This is a genomic window from Borborobacter arsenicus, assembly GCF_003934165.1.
In the GTDB taxonomy this organism is placed as follows: domain Bacteria; phylum Pseudomonadota; class Alphaproteobacteria; order Rhizobiales; family Rhizobiaceae; genus Pseudaminobacter; species Pseudaminobacter arsenicus.
The window spans coordinates 1-18,712 of sequence record NZ_RKST01000049.1 but is presented as its reverse complement, the minus strand read 5'-3'; the positions used below and the strand labels follow the sequence as shown (position 1 = coordinate 18,712).

General features: G+C 56.7%; 13 protein-coding genes and 4 pseudogenes. 9 read left to right on the top strand and 8 right to left on the bottom strand.

Annotation, left to right across the window (positions count from 1 at the left end; all coding sequences use genetic code 11):
- Window positions 1-106 precede the first annotated feature (106 nt).
- A complete protein-coding gene (locus tag EET67_RS24055; RefSeq protein ID WP_128628731.1) occupies window positions 107-559 on the top strand; it encodes a hypothetical protein in 453 nt (150 codons plus the stop codon).
- Between the two features lie 122 nt (window positions 560-681).
- Here the strand turns inward: EET67_RS24055 and EET67_RS26225 are convergent.
- Window positions 682-804: pseudogene (locus EET67_RS26225) on the bottom strand (ABC transporter permease); the annotation flags it as partial.
- An 18-nt stretch (window positions 805-822) separates the two neighbouring features.
- Here EET67_RS26225 and EET67_RS25915 point away from each other — a divergent pair.
- A complete protein-coding gene (locus tag EET67_RS25915) occupies window positions 823-984 on the top strand; it encodes a hypothetical protein (protein WP_210211163.1) in 162 nt (53 codons plus the stop codon).
- Between the two features lie 66 nt (window positions 985-1,050).
- Entirely contained in the window at window positions 1,051-2,370 is a 1,320-nt protein-coding gene (locus tag EET67_RS24045) for a flagellin N-terminal helical domain-containing protein (protein ID WP_128628730.1), read from the top strand.
- A gap of 59 nt (window positions 2,371-2,429) precedes the next feature.
- Here EET67_RS24045 and EET67_RS24040 read toward each other — a convergent pair whose 3' ends face one another.
- Window positions 2,430-2,705, bottom strand: coding sequence for a hypothetical protein (locus tag EET67_RS24040; RefSeq protein WP_128628729.1), 276 nt, complete (start codon window positions 2,703-2,705; stop codon window positions 2,430-2,432).
- Window positions 2,706-3,623: 918 nt separating this feature from the next.
- On the opposite strand from EET67_RS24040, the gene EET67_RS24035 reads away from it, so the two are divergent.
- Window positions 3,624-4,688, top strand: coding sequence for a hypothetical protein (locus tag EET67_RS24035; RefSeq protein WP_128628728.1), 1,065 nt, complete (start codon window positions 3,624-3,626; stop codon window positions 4,686-4,688).
- Window positions 4,689-5,051: 363 nt separating this feature from the next.
- Window positions 5,052-6,275, top strand: coding sequence for a TadE/TadG family type IV pilus assembly protein (locus tag EET67_RS24030; RefSeq protein ID WP_128628727.1), 1,224 nt, complete (start codon window positions 5,052-5,054; stop codon window positions 6,273-6,275).
- Between the two features lie 80 nt (window positions 6,276-6,355).
- On the opposite strand, the gene EET67_RS26220 is transcribed toward EET67_RS24030, so the two are convergent.
- Window positions 6,356-6,568: a GMC oxidoreductase gene (locus EET67_RS26220; RefSeq protein WP_281011197.1), complete on the bottom strand. Its 213-nt coding sequence runs from the start codon at window positions 6,566-6,568 to the stop codon at window positions 6,356-6,358.
- A gap of 341 nt (window positions 6,569-6,909) precedes the next feature.
- Window positions 6,910-7,966, bottom strand: a pseudogene (locus tag EET67_RS24020) (IS110 family RNA-guided transposase).
- 579 nt (window positions 7,967-8,545) lie between these two features.
- Here EET67_RS24020 and ltrA point away from each other — a divergent pair.
- Window positions 8,546-9,973: a group II intron reverse transcriptase/maturase gene (gene ltrA, locus EET67_RS24015; protein ID WP_245451203.1), complete on the top strand. Its 1,428-nt coding sequence runs from the start codon at window positions 8,546-8,548 to the stop codon at window positions 9,971-9,973.
- 29 nt (window positions 9,974-10,002) lie between these two features.
- A pseudogene (locus tag EET67_RS24010) lies at window positions 10,003-10,611 on the top strand (IS110 family transposase); the annotation flags it as partial.
- Window positions 10,612-10,763: 152 nt separating this feature from the next.
- Here EET67_RS24010 and EET67_RS24005 read toward each other — a convergent pair.
- Entirely contained in the window at window positions 10,764-11,846 is a 1,083-nt protein-coding gene (locus tag EET67_RS24005) for an IS5 family transposase (RefSeq protein ID WP_128628725.1), read from the bottom strand.
- Between the two features lie 74 nt (window positions 11,847-11,920).
- Here EET67_RS24005 and EET67_RS24000 point away from each other — a divergent pair.
- Window positions 11,921-12,046 (top strand): annotated as a pseudogene (locus tag EET67_RS24000) (transposase); the annotation flags it as partial.
- Between the two features lie 538 nt (window positions 12,047-12,584).
- Window positions 12,585-13,652 carry a helix-turn-helix domain-containing protein gene (locus tag EET67_RS23995; RefSeq protein ID WP_128628724.1) on the top strand — a complete coding sequence of 356 codons (1,068 nt, stop codon included), beginning with the start codon at window positions 12,585-12,587 and terminating at the stop codon, window positions 13,650-13,652.
- A 344-nt stretch (window positions 13,653-13,996) separates the two neighbouring features.
- On the opposite strand, the gene EET67_RS23990 is transcribed toward EET67_RS23995, so the two are convergent.
- From EET67_RS23990 to EET67_RS23980, 3 genes are all read right to left on the bottom strand, one after another.
- Entirely contained in the window at window positions 13,997-16,576 is a 2,580-nt protein-coding gene (locus EET67_RS23990) for a bifunctional diguanylate cyclase/phosphodiesterase (RefSeq protein WP_128628723.1), read from the bottom strand.
- A gap of 780 nt (window positions 16,577-17,356) precedes the next feature.
- Complete coding sequence (locus tag EET67_RS23985; RefSeq protein WP_128628722.1) at window positions 17,357-18,154, bottom strand: IS3 family transposase; 798 nt, start codon at window positions 18,152-18,154, stop codon at window positions 17,357-17,359.
- A complete protein-coding gene (locus EET67_RS23980) occupies window positions 18,151-18,513 on the bottom strand; it encodes a transposase (RefSeq protein WP_128628721.1) in 363 nt (120 codons plus the stop codon). Before EET67_RS23980 ends, EET67_RS23985 begins: the two co-directional genes overlap by 4 nt.
- Window positions 18,514-18,712 lie beyond the last annotated feature (199 nt).

Below are 18,712 nucleotides of genomic sequence, written 5' to 3'. Positions count from 1 at the left end.
GTTCACCGATTCCTAGCAATCGCCGAGTGGAAAGCTGTGGCCGGAACCGTGGTCTGAATTCAAACAGCAAGGCAGAACGTCTCCCGCGACCAAGGCGCAAGTTAACGTGACATCGCCGCGCAGAGACATCGTGGGAGTGTCGGATATTTTGTGCGTGAGGCCTGTTTCGTCACTGGCTGACGAACCTTTCGCCGAATGCGACGAGCTTGCCGATGAAATCATAATGGCGGCGCTGGCCGCAGAGGCTCGCGACAACGACTGTATCGTATGCTTCGACGTATGGCTGCAGCAGTTCGTCAAAGAGTTCATTCAGCCCACCGAAACTCTGAGGCCGTTGTCAAAACGGATGCACGCATTCTGTTCTCCCCGCGAATCCGATGTTCACAAATATCCTCGAAACGACCCGTGGCTATTGGGATTCGTGACTGCTACTGAGAAGGGATGTCAAAAAGAACGGTTCAACTCAGGCTTCGATTTCATCCAAGCGTCAGCAAACCTGACGCCGTCCGTATTCTGGTCAGGCAAAGTCTGTCTTTCCGTACCGCCCACAGAGCGCTAACCGAGATGCTCGGAAACGGTGAGACAATAATAACTGTGCCTCTGGTCAACGATGTCAGAGCACTTCAAGACGAACTCGACTCGGTTGGCGTAATCGCCGAAATCCACGACACCCGCTCTTCCTCAATCGCCTAAAGCCTCGAGCCAGCCGTAAAGGAGGTCAACGATCAGGTTGGAAACCACCATCGCAGCAGCGATCATGAGCAGGACGCATTGCACCACCTGCGGGTCGCGATTGGTTACAGACGCTTTTCAGGCATTTTTATGCTTTTCATTGCCGAAATATATGGCCTGCGTCGCAGGAACGAAAAACCGCCTGGTGTGACCAGAGAAAAAGCCGAACAGCCGTTGGGTTATCGATTTGGTAATGATTGTGGCCTAGAACGATTTTTGCAAGGCGATCCAACTTCCATGTTGGCGGCATGATGCCAATTCGCCTCACCGGCAGCCCGGTATGTTTCCCCTTACATCCAGCCTAAAAAGGGCTCATATATGTCCAGTATTCTGACCAACGCGTCGGCAATGACCGCGCTGAAGACCCTTCAGCAGACCAACAAGGGCCTTGAGGCCACGCAGGGCCGCATCTCGACGGGCCTCCGCGTCGCGCAGGCTTCCGACAACGCCGCCTACTGGTCGATCGCCACGACCATGCGCTCCGACAACAAGGCCATGTCCACCGTCAAGGACGCCCTGGGCCTCGGTGCCGCCCAGGTCGACGTCGCCTACACCGCGATGGACTCTGTCAAGAACACGCTCGACAAGATCAAGACCAAGTTAGTCGCTGCCTCGCAGCCGTCTGTCGACAAGGCCAAGATCCAGGCTGAAATCACGCAGCTTCAGAACGACCTGAAGACCTTCGCCGAATCGGCAAGCTTCTCGGGCGGCAACTGGCTTTCGATCAACGGGGCTGCTGAACAGAAGATCGTTGCATCCTTCATCCGCAGCGACTCCGGTTCGATCTCGCTCGGCACGATCGATATCGACACCGCAAAGACGGCGCTGTTCAACTCCAAGACTGGCGAAGCGGGTCTGCTGGAGAAGGGCACGGCCCTGACGGCAGCGACCAATGGCGCCGGCATCGCCCTCTACACTGCGGCCCCGGCAACGAACAACGCCGGTACTGACGGTCCCGACACCACACCGGGAACGGCTGACGATACCGCGGCTGTGGCGACTTATGGCGCACATGCTGCCTTCGTCCTTGATGAAAACGACGCAATCAGCTTCGATCTGACCCTGAATGGTGGCACCGCCCAGACGATCCGGATCGATCGCGCAACGCTCGACGCAGCCGGCGTAGCCGACGGCAACGTCGATACTGCCGCGAAAATGGCCAGTGTGCTCAACCAAGCCCTGAAGGACGCCGGGTTGGACGCTGACCTCACCGCTGCAGACAACGCCGGTGCGGTAGAGCTGACGACGACGGCTAAGGGAACCACCGCCACTATCGCGATCGCTAATGGCGACTCGACCGACAATGGCAACTTCTTTGATGCCACGGGACTTGACATCACCAATGCCGATTCCGCTACGCTGGGTGAATACGTCCAGGGCATCGACAGCATGCTCACCGCCGTAACCACGGCTGCTTCCGATCTCGGCGCCATCAAGTCGCGCATTTCCTCGCAGCAGGAATTCGTGACCGACCTGATGAACGCCGTCGATCGTGGCGTCGGCGCCCTGGTGGACGCCAACATGAACGAAGAGTCGACCCGCCTCCAAGCGCTGCAGGTCCAGCAGCAACTCGGCATCCAGGCGCTGTCGATCGCCAACGGTTCGGCGCAGTCGATCCTGTCGCTGTTCCGCGGCTAACAGCGCCTCGACTTAAGACAGATTGGGCCGCGCTAAACATCTAGCGCGGCCTTTTCTCGTTAAAGATTAGCGAGCCTACTGAATTTTTTCATGGCTGCGCCCTTCCACGCCTCATATGCGAGAAGAGCAATTTGCTGGCGTACCATGGGGGATAAAGAGTAGGCCTTGGCACCGGACATTGTCAGCGCTGATTGCACGACGAGGTTGCCGTCCGGCGCCTCGATGAGCCGGAGACCAAATAGCTTTACTTCTGATGTGAGCTCTAGCGTGAATGTGCAGAGATGGAGAAAACCATTCTCGTTCTGACCGCTTGTCTGGACGTTCTCGACGCGCATGGCCCTCTCCTTCGAGTGAAAACTGCCACGCTTATCTTGCCCGAAGCTGACAGTGACTGTGCGACGCACCTGAACGGCAAAAATCCGTGGCGTGTCTAGGTGAAGGCTGTCTTGGGAAACAGGCCAACGCGTTTGGTTTGTGCATCGGTAATATCCAAGCCGGATTGAAAAGATGGCCTATAGACGAGCAATTCCTAATCACATTCGAACAAATGCAGATTTTGCATATTGCTCACCGCGATCGGCTTCTCAACTCAAATCGTCTCGCCCGGACCAGCGCGCAGTGAACAAGAGCTCATGAAGCTGAACTCAGCTCAGCGCGTCTTCTTCAGATAGCGCGCCTCGCGCAGGATGGATGCGCGATCGGTTCCCACCAGATCGATGATCACCCGAATATCGTCTTCGCTGACGCCGGTCTCCAAGGCGAGCATGCGTATCTGCTGAGCATTGAGCCCAGCCTTACCGCTGCTATCGCACTCTGCTTATCTTCGATCTGCAGCGTCGGCTGTAAGACAGAGACGGTGCGGGTGCGGCCCCCCAAATGGGGGTGCTACGCATGAACGGCCGCGGGCTTGATGGTGGCCCGTTTTTTTACCTTGTCCAGAACCGCCTCTTTCTTGGCCGGCGCAGTCAGGACCTTGTTGAGCCTGTCGCCCTGCCCAGGAGACTGACGATGAGCGCAGTAAAAGGAGTTTTGCTTCGCATACGTCAGTTGACGATAAGCGGTTGAGACAGACCTGAACATCCGTTTCATTGGACCGAACGGATCAAACTGATAGGAACCTCATCCCGCCTGAACAACAGTGCTGACCTGAATGTCGGCGGTTTCCCTCTCGCACGTTGACACGAAAATTTATTGGACATCATTGCGGTTAAATCTAGTTCTTACACACGGCGGGGTTGCGAGAGGAAAATAAGATGATGCGAGGTAGGAATGTATTGCTCGGTGCGGTATCGGCTTTGGCCATTGCTGTACTGCCGATCAATCTCAATTCGATTTTGATGGGCGATCTTGGCCCGGCCGCAGCTTATGCAAAAGGCGGCGGCAATGGTGGTGGAAACGGCGGTGGTAACGGCGGCGGCAATGGTCATGGTGGCGGGAACGGAAAATCTGGCGCAGCCGAACATGGCAAGTCGGCCGATGCTCGCGGCCACACGAAATCATCGTCGCCCGGCGGCAAGTCAGTCTCGCGCTCGGTTGACAATATGTTTGGTGCCGTCTTCGGCAAGGAGCGGTCTCACGTAAAAAACGCCACCGCGAGCACATCAGCAGCCCGAACCAAAACGGCGAGCGCACATAACAAGGCTGTAAAAGTGGCGGCGCTTCCCGCGACGATGCCTGTGCCGGACATCAAACCGAAGAATTTCCACGCCAAATTGGCCGGCCTCAACTCGCTCAAACGCAACTATCACGCATATCTGAACAGCCAATCGCCCCGAATGGCCGCTATTTCTGCCTTCGTGACGGCATCGGCTAGTCTCGACTTGGCGCAGGAGGATGCCGCCAAAGCGGCCGCCGCACTGGCGGAAGCACAAGCCAGCTTTGCCGCTGCGGTAGAGACGGCGGCTCTCACGCCCTACGACGATGCAGTTGGCGTCTACGACAATGCGACGGTGGAGAGTTTGACGGCACGATTGGCCGACTTGAATGCTGCCACTGTGGCACCTGAAGATCTCGCCGCCTGGGAGGCTGAGGTCTCAGCGATCGAGGCGTTGCTGGACAGCACGGAAGCAGACGCCGTGGCAGATGCGGCCGCATCACTTGATGAAGCCGAACTGGCCGCCGCTGCTGCTGAAGTCGGCACGGACGACGAAGCGCTCAAGGCCGCTTTGCTTGACGCGGCCAACGAAAATCGCGTTTCAGAATATGGCGACGACTATGTCGATGATGAAATGATGGACTGGGCCAAGGATCTGCTCGGCGTTGGTGACGCCTACGGCAAAATCGACCAGGTCCGTGACTCGCTTACGAGCAGCGATTGAGGCCCGGGAATCGGTGCAAACGAGCCCACCGTTGTCCATCACGCGATTGTGGCGGCGTGGATATAGTGGGCTGTCGCCGAGGGTAGGCTGTGACTTGAACTATGATGTTAAGCGTCAATTAACCATGTAGCCCCATGCTACCAGCGGTGGTTTGTACGGAGTACCATCCCGCCCTGACCAGGTGGCTTAGGCAACATACCGGCCCGCCGTCTCACGCAATTGAGGCGGCGGTTTCCTGGGCCAAATAGCCGTTCCAAGGCGCGCTACGGAAGCGTCAGATTTTACGTTAATTTTAGTGCTATTTTGAAGGCTAGCTTAAGCTGGAGAGTGTTTGCTAGGCGGTCGACTTTCACGGGGACCAGCATGCTGCGTAAGTTCTGGCGCTCAGAGCAGGGAAACTATGCAGCGATCACGGCGATTGCCATGGTACCGATTATGACTGGCGTTGCCGGAGTCGTTGATTTCGCAAGCACCTCTAATCAGGCTGCAAACTTGCAAGGTGCTTTGGACGCCACAGCACTGGCTATCGCGACGAGATACTTCGACGGAATGACGGAGGCCGAACTCCAGGAATTTGGGTACAAGATATTCGAGGCCAATCTCAGTCTGCTCGACCAGCAAACCACAGAACTGGATTATGACGAAACGGCGAGCAATTTCGACGCGAGCGCGACCGGATCAGGCATCGCGCATATAATCACCGTTTCATCGAGCATCAGACATCCTGGCTTTGTCGGAGGCATCGAGTGGCGCGCTCATCGAACATCAAAGGCAAGAGTATTTGCTGGTCAGGACGCCTGCGTCCTTGCACTGAATCCCCATGCGTCACGGGCGATCGAAATTCAAGGCTCGACGACTGTCTCGATGGAGGGATGTGTCATAGCCTCGAATTCCAACGCTACGGATTCGGTCTACCGAGGAGGCTCCGCCAAGGTGAAAGCAGAGTGTGCGATCGCTGTGGGAGGGATCGTGGGTTTGTCTGACTCCAATTCGCAGTTCTATTGCCCAAGCCCGCTTCCTGACCAGTATCCGTCATTCGATCCGCTATCAGGCATGGAACCGCCACCCTATGGCTCATGCACACCCGTGAAGGGGGGCAAGTCCATTGAACTGACGCCCGGAACATATTGTGATAAGGCCATATCAGGCGCGGTCACACTTGAGCCCGGCGTCTATCTTTTCAAGGGCACCAAGATCAGCCTCGGCGGCAATGGCAGCCTTATCGGTACGGGCGTCACGATCTTTCTCCTGGAAGGCGCACAGATTTCTGTGAACGCCAACCAGGTCATCGAGCTTTCGCCATCCTCCACAGGTCCTTACGCGGGTATCACGATCTATCAAGCACGTGGAAACACGTCGGATCTCACACTGAATGGTGGGGCAGGATCATCAGTGAATGGATTCATCTACGCGCCGAATGCACGCGTTACTTATACAGGAAATTCTGATACCAGAAGCGATGGCTGTATCCGGATAATCGGGGATACAGTGGCGATGACCGGCAATTCCTCGGTCAAAGCCGACTGCGAGGTGGAACTCGGGGGTCGCCAGATGTATGCGGGCCGGTCAGTCGTACTGGTGGAATGAGCAGTCTCTTAAAGATCGGTTCTTCCCCACAAGTTTAGCGCAGACGTGGAGGAAGCTCGCAATGGGCAGCCCACTTGAGTTCAGACCAGCCCGTCCTGAATAGCACGTGAAAGACGCAACGCCAGCGCGACTGCGGTCAGTGTCGGATTGGCAAAACCAGTCGAACGGAAAATGGCGGCGCCGGCGATGAAGAGATTGCTCGTCCCGAAAACCTTCAGATTGCTGTCGACCACTCCGTCTCTTGCGGACCAGCCCAACTTCGCCAAAACCGCCGCAGCCTGATCCGCCTGCACCCGTCCGTCTGAAACCGACCACCGTCGAAAGGGCAGGCGTCAACGTGCATGGAAATGAGCGCTCTGATGTTCGCCGTCAAGGCTGAGGCCAAACGGCTCCGTTCGACTCGAAAGCCGCGGCATATGGTAATCGCGCATGGGTGGAGGCGGAACTGAAGGACGTCGGTGATCAAGCTCTGATACGCGGATTGGCTACCGCATTCCCGATTGTGCGTCCGGGGTTGTTCCTGTCTTACTGCGGGCGTCGGTCAATTGCCGGCCCCAAAGCGCGTAAGGACATTCCCCTGCCGTGGTCCCGCCTCCGCCTATGTGCGAAGGATATATTCTGGCCGGGTGCCAGATCAGGCGGTCTGCGCCTCCCGGACAACGGCCCACATGAAGCCAGTCAACTCGCGGGCAATGGCTGTGCAGATTACCGTCGTGTGCTTGCCGCGTGCCGCCAGCCTTCGATAACGACCCGTCAAGCGAACCTGAGCCTTCCAGGCGATTTCTCGTACGCCCGGTGAGGTTTTCTCCAGCCGATACAGCTTGACCCTGCCGATCCTGGGAGGATGCCGATAGCTCCACGCGCTCTGAACCAGCATGCTCCGCACGCGGCTGTTTCCGGCCTTGGTGATGCCGCCACGCTTGACCGTTTCCCCGGTCGATCGCTCCCCAGGAACAAGGCCGATGATACCCCATGAGTTGGCGTGGGTTCTCAAAACGGCTCACGTCGCCGATTTCCGTAACGAAGGTCACCGCGACAATCAGATCCACGCCTCGCAACGCTCGCACGACCGCCGCCAGCGACCAGGCAGGAACAAACTCCTCTATCACATGCTCCAGCCGCTCGACCCGCTCTTTGGCGATGCGAACCGCTTCAACCATTTCCTGAAGCGCAATCTGATGTGCAGGATGATCGAACCGCTGTTCCTGGAGCCAGCACAGGTAGCGCATCGTCCAACCCTTCTTGCGCGGATAGATGCGCCCATGCTTTAGCATGAAGGCGCTCACCTGCTGGCGGTGGATGCGCAATGTCTCGACTGCCGCTGCCCGCGCGCGAACAAGGTCGCGCATCGCCTCATGCCCTTCGTCGGGAACCCAGACTGCGGTTAATTCGCCGGCGCGCAGCAGTCGCGCCAAAGAAACAGCGTCCCGACGATTCGTCTTGACCCGGTCGCCTGGCTTGCGTGGAATGAGTGAGGGGGCGACGACCGTGCAGTTATGGCCAAGCGAACGGACCAGGCGATAAAGGCCGTAACCCGTCGGTCCAGCCTCGTAGCAGAAATGCACCCGGTCATATTTGGTGGCGAAACGATCAATGAACCGCCTCATATTGGCTGGCGTGGCGTCTGTCTCACCAAAAAACCGTACGTCTCCCTCGCGGCCGGCCTCCGCGATCGCGATCGCATTGCGCATCTTCGCAACGTCGATTCCAACAAAAGCTTCCCTATACTTCTCCACGGCTCGTCCTCCTGTAATGAGGATCGGCTCGGCCCTCCGAGCAACCCTCGCCCTCACAGTGTGGGACGAGCCACCTCCACTACGGAAGGCGAACATACATGGTGTAATCGCGGGCACGAGGCCCCTCTGGGTCCGGCGATGATCTTGGAAGGTGGCTGCTCCCCGATATGATGAGATACGGGCTCTCGACTGGACGCCGGGCCCCAGCATCAATGGAGAACAGCCATGGCAGAGTATATTGGTCTCGACGGTGCGCCGTGACGGCGCGGGAGGTGAACATGTAGTGGCCATCTCTCATGCTTGCTGATTTTCGACCGGCGGCTGCAATGTCGCCCCACCTGCGAGAGCAGCGGGTGGAAGGGGGCCGAAAAGCTCGACCGGGCGTCGCCGGTTGGGTGTCATAAGCAGATCGGCCTGAACTGTACCGGATGCGGACCATCGGCCGCATGTCGGGCTACCACAATGTCTATGGCGAGATCACGAAGTGAGCGACGGAAGCCTCGGATGCAACCGATAACGCCTCCAGATCGCGCGATGGCGCGGGAGGCAAGACGCACAGCCGGGATCGACGGGATGACCGTGGGTCGCATCCGGAATGGGATGGGTGAGCATCGCTTTCTCGAAGGGCTTCAGGCTGAGATGCGTTCTGGCGCATATCGGCCCAGCCCTGCGCGGCGCAAGCTCATCCCCAAAGCCGGTAAACCGGGGCAATTCCGTCCCTTGGGCATTCCCACGATCAAGGATCGCGTCGTCCAAGGCGCGGTCAAGACACTTCTGGAGCCAATCTTCGAGGCGCAGTTCTGGCATGTCTCCTACGGGTTCAGGCCGGGGCGGAGTACACATGGCGCCTTGGAGTATATCCGCCGAGCGGCCCTGCCGCATAAACGCGACCGGGACACCCGGCGGAGCCGGATGCCGTATCCATGGGTCATTGAGGGCGACATCAAGGGCTGCTTCGACAACATCAGTCATCATTACCTTCTGGAACGGTTGCGCCAGCGCGTAGCTGACCGGCGGATGACGAGGCTGGTTGGGCAGTTCCTGAAAGCCGGTGTTCTGGCGGAGGATCAGTTCCTTCGCACAGAGGCCGGGACCCCTCAGGGCGGGATCATCTCACCACTGCTCGCCAACATCGCCCTCAGCGCGATCGAAGAGCGGTATGAACGGTGGGTGTATCAGCGCACCAAGGCCCATGCCGACCGTAAATGTGACGGGCGGACCGCGGCAGGCAGAGCGCGCTACTGGGATCGCATGGCTGGTCGCTGTGTGTTCCTGCCGGTGCGTTATGCCGATGACTTCGTGGTGCTGGTATCTGGCACACGGGAGGACGCCATCGCGGAAAGGGTCGCGTTGGTGGATTACCTGCACCAGACCACAGGCCTCGAATTGTCGCCGGAAAAGACGAAGGTCACGGCCATGACGGACGGGTTCGAGTTCCTCGGATTCCGCTTCGTCATGCATTGGGACAAGCGCTACGGTTACGGCCCGCGCGTCGAAATCCCCAAGGCAAAAGCTGCCGATCTGCGTCGAAAGGTCAAGGCACGCACGGGAACGAGTGCTGCCCGGTGCAGTCTGGCCTCCAAGCTTCAGGAGATCATTCCCATCCTGCGCGGGTGGGCGAACTACTACCGCCACTGTGCCTATGCCGGCCAGGTGTTCACCAGTCTCGATTGGTACACCGGGATGCGAATAGGGCGCTGGCTGTGGAAGAAGCGTCCCAAAGCACGGCCACGTGACATATGGGCCTTGTGTCAGCCCAGCAATCGCCGGCCGACGAGGCGGCTCTGGCGCGCGAGGGACTGGTCGAGCAGCATATGCTCGCCTGGACCCCCATCTGCCGGTTCCGTCTCGCATGGATGGATATGCCTGACTTTGCCATGTCTTCTGGAGAGCCGGGTGCGTAACGAAAGGCGCATGCCCGGTTCGGGGAGAGGCGGTGAGAAACCGGTCGCTGAAAGGTGACACGGCGCTTGCCGCCCACTCTACTTTCCATGAAAGAGACGGCAATTTCGATCCGTCGCGCGGGTAAGCGGATCTGGCGCGGGAAGCGCGCCTCTGATCCCGCCACCATAGCCGAACTTATCCGCATGCGAGCGCCAAATGTGGAACGTGTAGTGTTTGAAACAGGCCCCCTCTCGGTATGGTTCTATCATGCACTGCGCGCCGAGGGGGTGCCGGTAATCTGCATCGATGCCCGTCACGCCAAAGCGGCGCTCGACATGGCCGCCAACAAAACCGATGCCAACGACGCCGATGGGCTCGCGCACTTGGCGGAGGTCGGTTTCTTCCTCGAAGTCCGGGTAAAAGGCTTCGACAGTATGCTTTCTCGAACCTTGGTCGCTGCTCGAACAAAACTCATGCGGACGACACTGGACGTGGCGAACCAGATTCGCGGATTGATGAAAACGTTCGGTCTTATCGTTCCATGTGGTATGGGCGGCAAGTTCGAGGTGCATGTTCACTCCCTCCTGGCCGACAACGCCGGTCTTTCGAGGATAATCCTGCCCTTGCTCGAAGCGTGGCGTAGCCTACGTCTCCAGGCAGCCGGGTTGGGGCGGCAGCTCCTTGCTGAAGCACGTAGAACCAGCAATGCCAATCGGGAACCTCGATTTACCGCGGTTTTGGATGGCCAGCAGGCATGATCGGGCGCGGGTGACGGAACGTCGAGGGTAATGCATGAGTTTTCGTCCCTTGCCTGGTCGGAGGGCTGATCAATTTCAGCGTTTGGCGGCGGCTTCCGCCGCTCTCGCCGTTATGCGGACGCCCTTCTCCCCTCGTGCCAGACGAAGCGGGTGAGATTGTAGGCGAGATTTGTCATGCCGATCTTTGTCCTGGCGCGGGCGATGCCGATGGTGCGGATGAAGAGCTTCATATGCGCCTTCTGCCGCGCGAAGACGTGCTCGACGAAAGCACGGATCTTTGAGCGCCGACCGTTGGCTCGCGACATCGCCTCGCTCATCGGCCGACCTTTCGGCTTCTTCTGGTGGATGTCGGAGACATAGCCGTTCTTGTCGAGCCACTCCTCGTTCGTCTTCGAGCGATAGGCCGTGTCGGCCCAGACCGTCGAACCGGTATTGGACCGGTTGAGGACATTGCGAAGCTGGGCGCCGTCATGGGCCGACGCGCTGGTGACGTTCCAGCCGCGGATGAACCCATGCCGGCGGTCGATCGCGGCGTGGTTCTTGTAGCCGAAAGCCGGAATGGCGATGTCGCGCTGCTGCGGCTTTCCATCCTCGGCGGCCTTGGCCTTCGAGAACTTCACCGTCCAACGCGCGTCGCGATCCTTCTGCCGCAGCTTCGCAGGCTTTTCCTTCCATTCGTCCGGAACCTTGCCCGCCTTGATGTCGGCCTTCTCGGCATCGGTGTTGCGCTGCTTCGGCGCCGCCACGATCGTCGCGTCGACGATCTGCCCGCCCATGGCAAGATAGCCGGCCTTGGTGAGATGCTTGTCGAAACGGGCGAACAGATTCTCCACCGCGCGGGCCTGTGTGAGATGCTCGCGGAACAGCCAGATCGTCTTGGCGTCCGGCACCCGGTCGCCGGCATCCAAAAGACCAAGGAACCGGCCGAAGGTGCGCCGGTCCATGATCTGGAACTCGGCCTGATCGTCCGACAGACTGTAAAGTGCTTGAAGCACCATCACCTTGAACATCATCACCGGGTCATAGGCTGGGCGACCGCCCTTCGCGCCGTCCGAGCGCTTCAGCGCCTTGGCCAGCGGCTTGCGGAAAACCTCCCACGGCACGACAGCGTTCAATTTCTCCAGCGGATCGCCAGCCTCGCTCAGCCCGGCATACCGCTCGTCAACGTCCCAGAACCCCGTCTGTCCCCGCATCCATTCGCTCCCCGCAGATCAACGGGGCGATTGAATCAAAATCCAGCGCCGAAGGCGAGGTTTTTAGAGGTTCCCAATTGTTGATGTCGATCCCCGGCGTTGGCGCGATTACAGCCACCGCCTACTTAAATGCCGTTGAGGACCCAGCGAACTTCACGCGATCGCGCTCGGTGGGCGCCTGGCTTGGGTTAGCGTCGAGGGTGTCGACGGCCCGCTTCAAGGCATTTGCGTTTGGTCTGCCGGCGTTGACCAGTTCGGTCACCCGGCTGCGGCGGACGGTTCTGATGGGGTAGACCATCTCCCGCATCGATCAGCTCATACCATGGAACTTCATCCCCGACATGCCATGAGCTAATCGCTTACTGGAGAAGTCCGTTTGCGAGCGATGAAGTTAGCTTCATCGCCGGCATGGAAGCAAATTTGTCCTACGACGGAGCCGTCCAGCTGGATTTCGGGCCAGCCGTCACCTTGCGCTTCGTCCATTTCGATTCAGAAGGCAGCTGCCAGCTCTTAGGTAAAACCGCTGCATGCGCGACGAAACATGAAGCACCGACTGGATAACTCCCGAAAACCGCTTCCGAAACATCAGTTCGAGTTTTACCGTGATGATTAATTGATGCGAAAGCTTACCAATGCCTTTTCCGGGCATTTTGGAAAGATATGACGTAAATCGCTCTTGCGATGGACACGCCGCCTCATTGCCCCCGATGAACAGCGAACGTTAGGCCCATTTTGACGATGATAGAGAGCGATTCCACCGAGCATGCGACCGCATCGATTACCGGAGAAATTACCAAACGCCGAAAATTGTTCTTTCTAACCAATCTGTCGGTCGTGTTGAGAGCCGACGATGATGGTATGACATTCGCCGTCACAGGCAATAAGAATTCCTCTCGCATAATTCCATACCGGCGATTGCAGTCCGCAGCTGTAAGCAATCTTTTTGGGCGACGAAGGGTCCTATTATATGCCGATACTGGTGTTGAAGCTATTCGCTGCCACGCGCCAGAAAGTAAAATCCAGGAATTTTGTGACTTTATCAATAGCCGGATCGTTGCCGCTGAGCGAAAGCCAATCGCTGCCCGGTTCTCCTTAACCAAGACGGAAGTCCCGAGAGAGCAACAGCGGTTGTTTTCACCTCATGTAGACTATCGCTCCGCGCTTGAAACCCTGTTCGATCAGGGTGAGTCGACCGACGATTTACTTGAAACATTAGAAAAAGAAATTTCTTCACTAAATACTCTCAAAACAACTATTAAAGCAGCAAAACACACAAAGCGCGCAAGCATTCCCATAGTAACGAGCAAAGAGGACGGCTTCTCTTTGTTCGGTAACAGTAATTCATACCGATTGGACATCTTTTTAAAAGATTTCAATACAAAAAAGGCTATCGTAACAGGCGCCACAATAGGAGTGCTCTCATTATCTCTCTGGCTCCTCCTCAATTTACCCCAAATGCAGCCGACCATCCCCGAAGCGCTCTCTATTCCGGAGCAATCCACGAGCTCATCAGAGCCAGAGCTCCTTTCCGACGTGGAACGGCCTGAGTCGCGACCACGCGTATTACTACACTTGATAACAATGATGCAGGATGAGGAGAAATACAGATTCCTGATCGAAACGCTGAAACTCAAAAGGGTTGCCGCTGGTTTAGATCTTGGAACGTTGGCTAGCAGACTGGGATGGGAAACTAAAAAAATCGAAGCGCTTGAATCTGGCGCTCAGCGCGCAACGCCCACCGAGATAATAGAGCTCACACTGGCAATAAAAACAGACTTAATTGAGTTAACCGGATTTTCGCAATGAGAAGAATTATATTATTAACTTCTATGTCGGTTGCTACCTGTGTATTTCCGATTAATACGAGCGCAAAAAACTCATTTAAAAATGACCGTGACATCTGTTCATTAGTTAGAAGTACGTTTCTAAATAATTTAGATACAGCGATTCGGCTTGAGTCTATTAATTTCACGCTCAAGAAGGATAATGTGTACGTCGACAGATATAGTGATTACTTTGACGACGCTCTATCTCAATTCGACACCAGAACTCTTTTGAAGACGATTGATATTTTGGCGACGAATTGTCCTTTCCAGAACTGACAATTGACTTCATCAGGTGAATTGCAAAAGCTTCTGGAACTTGAGAAGTCACTTAGTATCCCCTTCGAAATGGCGGGAACGTACAAAGCGAGATAGCTTGTCGGCGGACATCGGCTTACCAAAATAATACCCTTGGGCGATCGTACCTCCCCACATCCGAACTAGCCGTGCTTGATCCGGGGTTTCGATACCCTCGGCCACAACGTCTATATTGAGGTCCCCGCCAAGTCGAACCAATGCCTTTACGATGGCTGCGTTAGCCGAATCCGATTCCAAACCTTTGATGAATGAGCGATCGATCTTGATCTCGCTAATCGGGAAGCGTTGCAAATGAGTCAACGAGGCATGGCCGGTTCCAAAATCGTCCAGAGAAATTCCTATGCCAGCTTCCCGCAATTCTATGAGTGCTTTCCTAATGTCTCCCGACAATTCTTCAATCAAAACCCGTTCTGTAATTTCCAGCTTAATCGATGCGCTAGCCAGACGAGCATGCTCGAGGCCAGACAGCAGGCGACGGGCAAAATCGGGCCGGGTAAGATATTCCGCCGAAACATTCAGCGCCACATTGTCGACGCAGGTTCCATTTTGCCGCCATGCCTTAAGATCCTGGATTATAAGCGATGTCATCCTATCACCGAGTTCGCCGCCGGCATGGGGATGGTCGAGAGCGGCCAGTATTTTTGCTGGTGGGAGAATCCCTTTCTTGGGGTGTGAAATACGAATTAGTGCTTCCACGCCTACGACCCTATCATCTAACAACGAAACCTTGGGCTGGTAATAGGGAACGATCCAGTCAAACCGCAGCGAGTCCCATGCCAATTCGATTTGATCGTTTTTCTGACGGTCTCGCCCCCCGATCTCGGGCGTGAATATTTGGACTTTGCGCTGCTTTGTTTTTTTGAGTGAATAGAGAGCCAAACTCGCTTTCTTGAACAGTTCGTCAGCGGTATCGTGTGGCGTCGAAATTGCGCAGCCCACACTAGCACGACAGTTTCGCGCTCTCGTACTCCGCTTGAGGTAAGAGTCGAGTGCCGCCGTCAACCGGGTGGCGCGTGTGCATACCTCTCGCTCATCTTTGACGTCCTTCAGGATCACTCCGAATTCATCACCTCCTAATCGCGCCGCGATTTCGTTAGGCTTCACGAGTTGTCGCACGTATTGAGCGAACAATCGCAAGACGGCGTTGCCCCCCGCGCGACCAAAGCGGCCGTTCACCTGTTTGAAGTCGTCCATATCGAACACAAGCAACCCGGTCGCATGTTTGTTGCGCACGGCCGGACGTAATGCTTGGTGCAGTTCCTGATAAAAGTATCGGCGATTTGGCAGCCTCGTCAGTTCGTCCACGTACGCTGCGCGCCGAAGGGAGTCTTCCATGACCTTATGCTCATGGACGTCCTCCAGCGTCCCATACCAGCGAATGATATCGCCGTGTGCGCCTCGCCTGGGTGCCGCCCGCGCCCTCATCCATCGATAAGTGTCGTCATGAAGGCGCATGCGGTATTGAACATCCACGGGGTCCCCGCTGGTAAGACGTTCGTGCCAGTGGACAAGTGTTGGTTTTATGTCATCTGGATGCAGCGCCTTCTGCCATCCGTTGCCCAGGGCATCCTTTTCCGCAATCCCGGTCCAGGCGGTCAAACGTGGAGAGACCGATAGGACGTTGCCAGCGGGATCGGCGGTCCACGGGATTTGAGAATTGAGTTCGACCGAATAACGATAATGTTCTTCGCTTTCTGCAAGCGCAGAGGCGACATGACTCCGCTCGAGTGCAAGTGAAGCGACATGCGTAATAGCGTCCATGCTGCTCATTTCTTCAAGCGTGGGCGCTCGCTTTTCCAGGAAGTAGAACCCGAACGTGGCCAAGACTGCGCCAGCAGAAGAAAGAATGGGACGTGACCAGCAAGCATGGAGGCCATGGGAAAGTGCTAGTTCCCTGAAGTCGAACCAGAGCGCGTCTGTCGCAATATCTGAAACGATAACGTCTCGCTTTTCATAGGCTGCCGTCCCGCAGGATCCAACTCCGGTTCTGATGGACACCCCCTTTATTGCTCCAACTATTGCGGGTGGAAGGGTGGGTGCGACCCCTCCTGTAAATACTCCTTCCTGCGCATCAACCAGCAGTATGGAACACCGCGCACCAGACAGCAGATGCTCGGCATAGAGGCATAGTTCTGCCAAAACATCCTGAATCTCAGCCCCCCTCGCGACCATCTCCAGGATGCGTAGTTGGGCTGATCTCCTCTCCCGGAAGATGATCTGGTCCTGGATGTCGATTGCGCAACCCAGCCAATATCTGGACGAGGGAATTGGACACATTCTAAGCATGTGCCAAACGTATGTTCCATCGCGGCGGCGGAAACGTGCTTCCTTTTCCCAAACGGCGGGACTAAGCGTCTTTGACAAGTTCCTTAATTTACAAGTTTCATCCGGATGCACCGCATCGAGCCATCCCTCGGGACGCGAAGGTTCGGCAGAGCAACCAGTAAAGTCGTACCAGCTTTTATTCCCGTAGATCAGACTGCCGACGTCGTTGACCACCCATATGAAGTCGAAGACGGTATCGGTCAAAATCTTAGAAAGTTTCCCAGTGGGTAACCCTAACAATTTCTCTACGTGTTCGAATTCCATTAACAACTCGTCAATAATTTGATTAGGTGGGCGTTGAAATTAGCGTCAAATCGCGAATGCGCGCTTAAACTAGACGATAGAAGTTTATTCAAGTCGCGCCTCCGTTATCGGACCCCTTGCGTCGGCTGGGGACAAGAACAATTATCTTTGGTCACTCCAAGCGTACCAACAACTGCGCGCGTGTGTCCGGGCGAGCCATTCGAAGGACCAAGTATGCCGCCTTTGTGTACCAACGGGCAATTACCGCACCAAATACTTGGCTCCGGCAGGAATGATTCGACGGAACCGACCATGCTATCCGGTGCGTGGTCTATCGTGCTATATGAGAAGAAGCCGATCGGCCTGCTGGCATGGATGCTAATCGACACGCCGCAGCGGCCAAGCGCATCCGCCAGCGCGAAATCTCGGCGGGCTTGCCATCCGCTCGCTCTCGGCTCGGAAGGCTGCAAGCCAAGCGCTTTGGCCATCTCCCGGTTCATTTCGTCCCGAGGCGAGCTCGGCGCCACGCGACAAGGTGAACCGGCAGATGGTCCTCACTTTTTATTACTACCCTGCCTACATTACTTTTCTGATTCACAGTCGCGTGCTAGGGTTACTATTGTCTCCATAGCCAAAACTACTTTCAGCACAAGCACGCCATAGTCACTTCTGATTTCAATCGCCAATGTTTGGCGTGGTGAACCCGTCTTCAACTCCTCAGCCATTTCTTGTTGGTTTCCACGCGGAACTGAGCCGGTTATGGAGTGAACCCCTGGGGCTGGACCAGGCGCGGCCGCTAAACTAAGCCGCCTTCTGGGCGAGTTGGGTTTCAAATTCCTCTGGTGTTCGATAGCCAAGGGCTGAATGCAGCCTTTTCGAGTTGTAGACCTCTTCGATGAATCTCGGCAATCGTTCGGCTACGTCGGCAAAGCTGTCGTAGCCAGCCACATAGACGTCCTCGACCTTCAAGGTCTTCATGAAGCTCTCGGCCTGCGCGTTATGGTAGGGATTGCCAACCGCGCTCATCGAGCCACGCAGGCCGGCCGTTTCGAGCGCTCTTCGATAAGTTTCGGACGCGTATTGGCACCCACGGTCGGTGTGGTGGATGCAGCCCGGCGGCGGTCTCCTGCTTGTCAGAGCGGAGCGCAAGGCAGCAAGCGCCAAGGGCGTGTCGAGCCGTCGGGACAAGGCATAGCCGACAACCTTGCGGCTGCAGGCATCGAGAATGACGGCAAGATAACAGAAACTGGTGGTAATTCGGATGTATGTAAAATCGGCAACCCAGACCGTGTTAGGCCGATCTGGGATCACATTGCGGTAGAGGTTCGGGTAGATCGGGGAATCGTGGCTGCTGTCGGTCGTGCGCACATAACGCCTGCGCGGCTTGATCCCCAAGCCTGCCGCCCTCATCACACGGGCTACGCGCTTATGGTTGACCAGGTGCCCGCGCCTGCGTAACTCGTGGGTCACCCGCCGATAGCCGTAGCAAGGCAGTTCGTCCTGGATTTCCTCAATGATGGTGCCGAGTTCCATATCCGAGAGTTTGGCTGTCTTGGTGTTGGCCCGATAGTAGAAGGTGCTCCTCGGCAGATCGATCACTTTACACCCCCGTCTGACGGAGCAGGCCGAGGGCCGGTGACGATGAAGGATCTCTCGCTGTCGCCGGCGGTCGGTTGGCGCGGTGTTTTTTTGGCAAGGTCCAACTCCATCGTGAGTTGGCCGACCTTGCGCTCGAGAGCCGCGATACGCGCTTCATATTCGGCGATAACGCTGGCCTCGGCTTCCTCGTCATTCAGTTCACCCTGATCGAACTGGGTCAACCACAGCTGGATGAGGTTTGCCGAGACGCTATATGTGCGTTGGGCATCGCGACGCCCGATGACGCCGCCGCGGATGTCTTGGCAGAGCTGCAATTTGAATTGCATCGAGTGCCGACGGTATGGACCTCGTGACTTCATGAGCCTTCTCCGTTTAAGGCCCATCGAGCGTATCAGCTTTTCACGTCCGCCTGGTCCAGCCCCAGGGGTTCACTCCATTAGGTGTCAATGACCATGGAATCGGGACCCCGTATTTTCGCGTAAAAGGGACCCCCTGCTTGGGTTGATGAAGGGCACGGCGGTGAGCGCCCGATCAGGCGAAGCTGGTCGGGGTTGCACA

What these genes read in the sequence shown, in the direction of transcription:
- EET67_RS24005 (WP_128628725.1), bottom strand. Translation starts at nt 11,846, where the DNA reads ATGCGGGGACAGACGGGGTTCTGGGACGTTGACGAGCGGTATGCCGGG.
- EET67_RS23995 (WP_128628724.1), top strand. Translation starts at nt 12,585, where the DNA reads ATGATAGAGAGCGATTCCACCGAGCATGCGACCGCATCGATTACCGGA.
- EET67_RS24035 (WP_128628728.1), top strand. Translation starts at nt 3,624, where the DNA reads ATGATGCGAGGTAGGAATGTATTGCTCGGTGCGGTATCGGCTTTGGCC.
- EET67_RS24030 (WP_128628727.1), top strand. Translation starts at nt 5,052, where the DNA reads ATGCTGCGTAAGTTCTGGCGCTCAGAGCAGGGAAACTATGCAGCGATC.
- EET67_RS23980 (WP_128628721.1), bottom strand. Translation starts at nt 18,513, where the DNA reads ATGAAGTCACGAGGTCCATACCGTCGGCACTCGATGCAATTCAAATTG.
- EET67_RS23990 (WP_128628723.1), bottom strand. Translation starts at nt 16,576, where the DNA reads ATGGAATTCGAACACGTAGAGAAATTGTTAGGGTTACCCACTGGGAAA.
- EET67_RS24045 (WP_128628730.1), top strand. Translation starts at nt 1,051, where the DNA reads ATGTCCAGTATTCTGACCAACGCGTCGGCAATGACCGCGCTGAAGACC.
- EET67_RS25915 (WP_210211163.1), top strand. Translation starts at nt 823, where the DNA reads ATGCTTTTCATTGCCGAAATATATGGCCTGCGTCGCAGGAACGAAAAA.
- ltrA (WP_245451203.1), top strand. Translation starts at nt 8,546, where the DNA reads ATGGCGCGGGAGGCAAGACGCACAGCCGGGATCGACGGGATGACCGTG.
- EET67_RS24040 (WP_128628729.1), bottom strand. Translation starts at nt 2,705, where the DNA reads ATGCGCGTCGAGAACGTCCAGACAAGCGGTCAGAACGAGAATGGTTTT.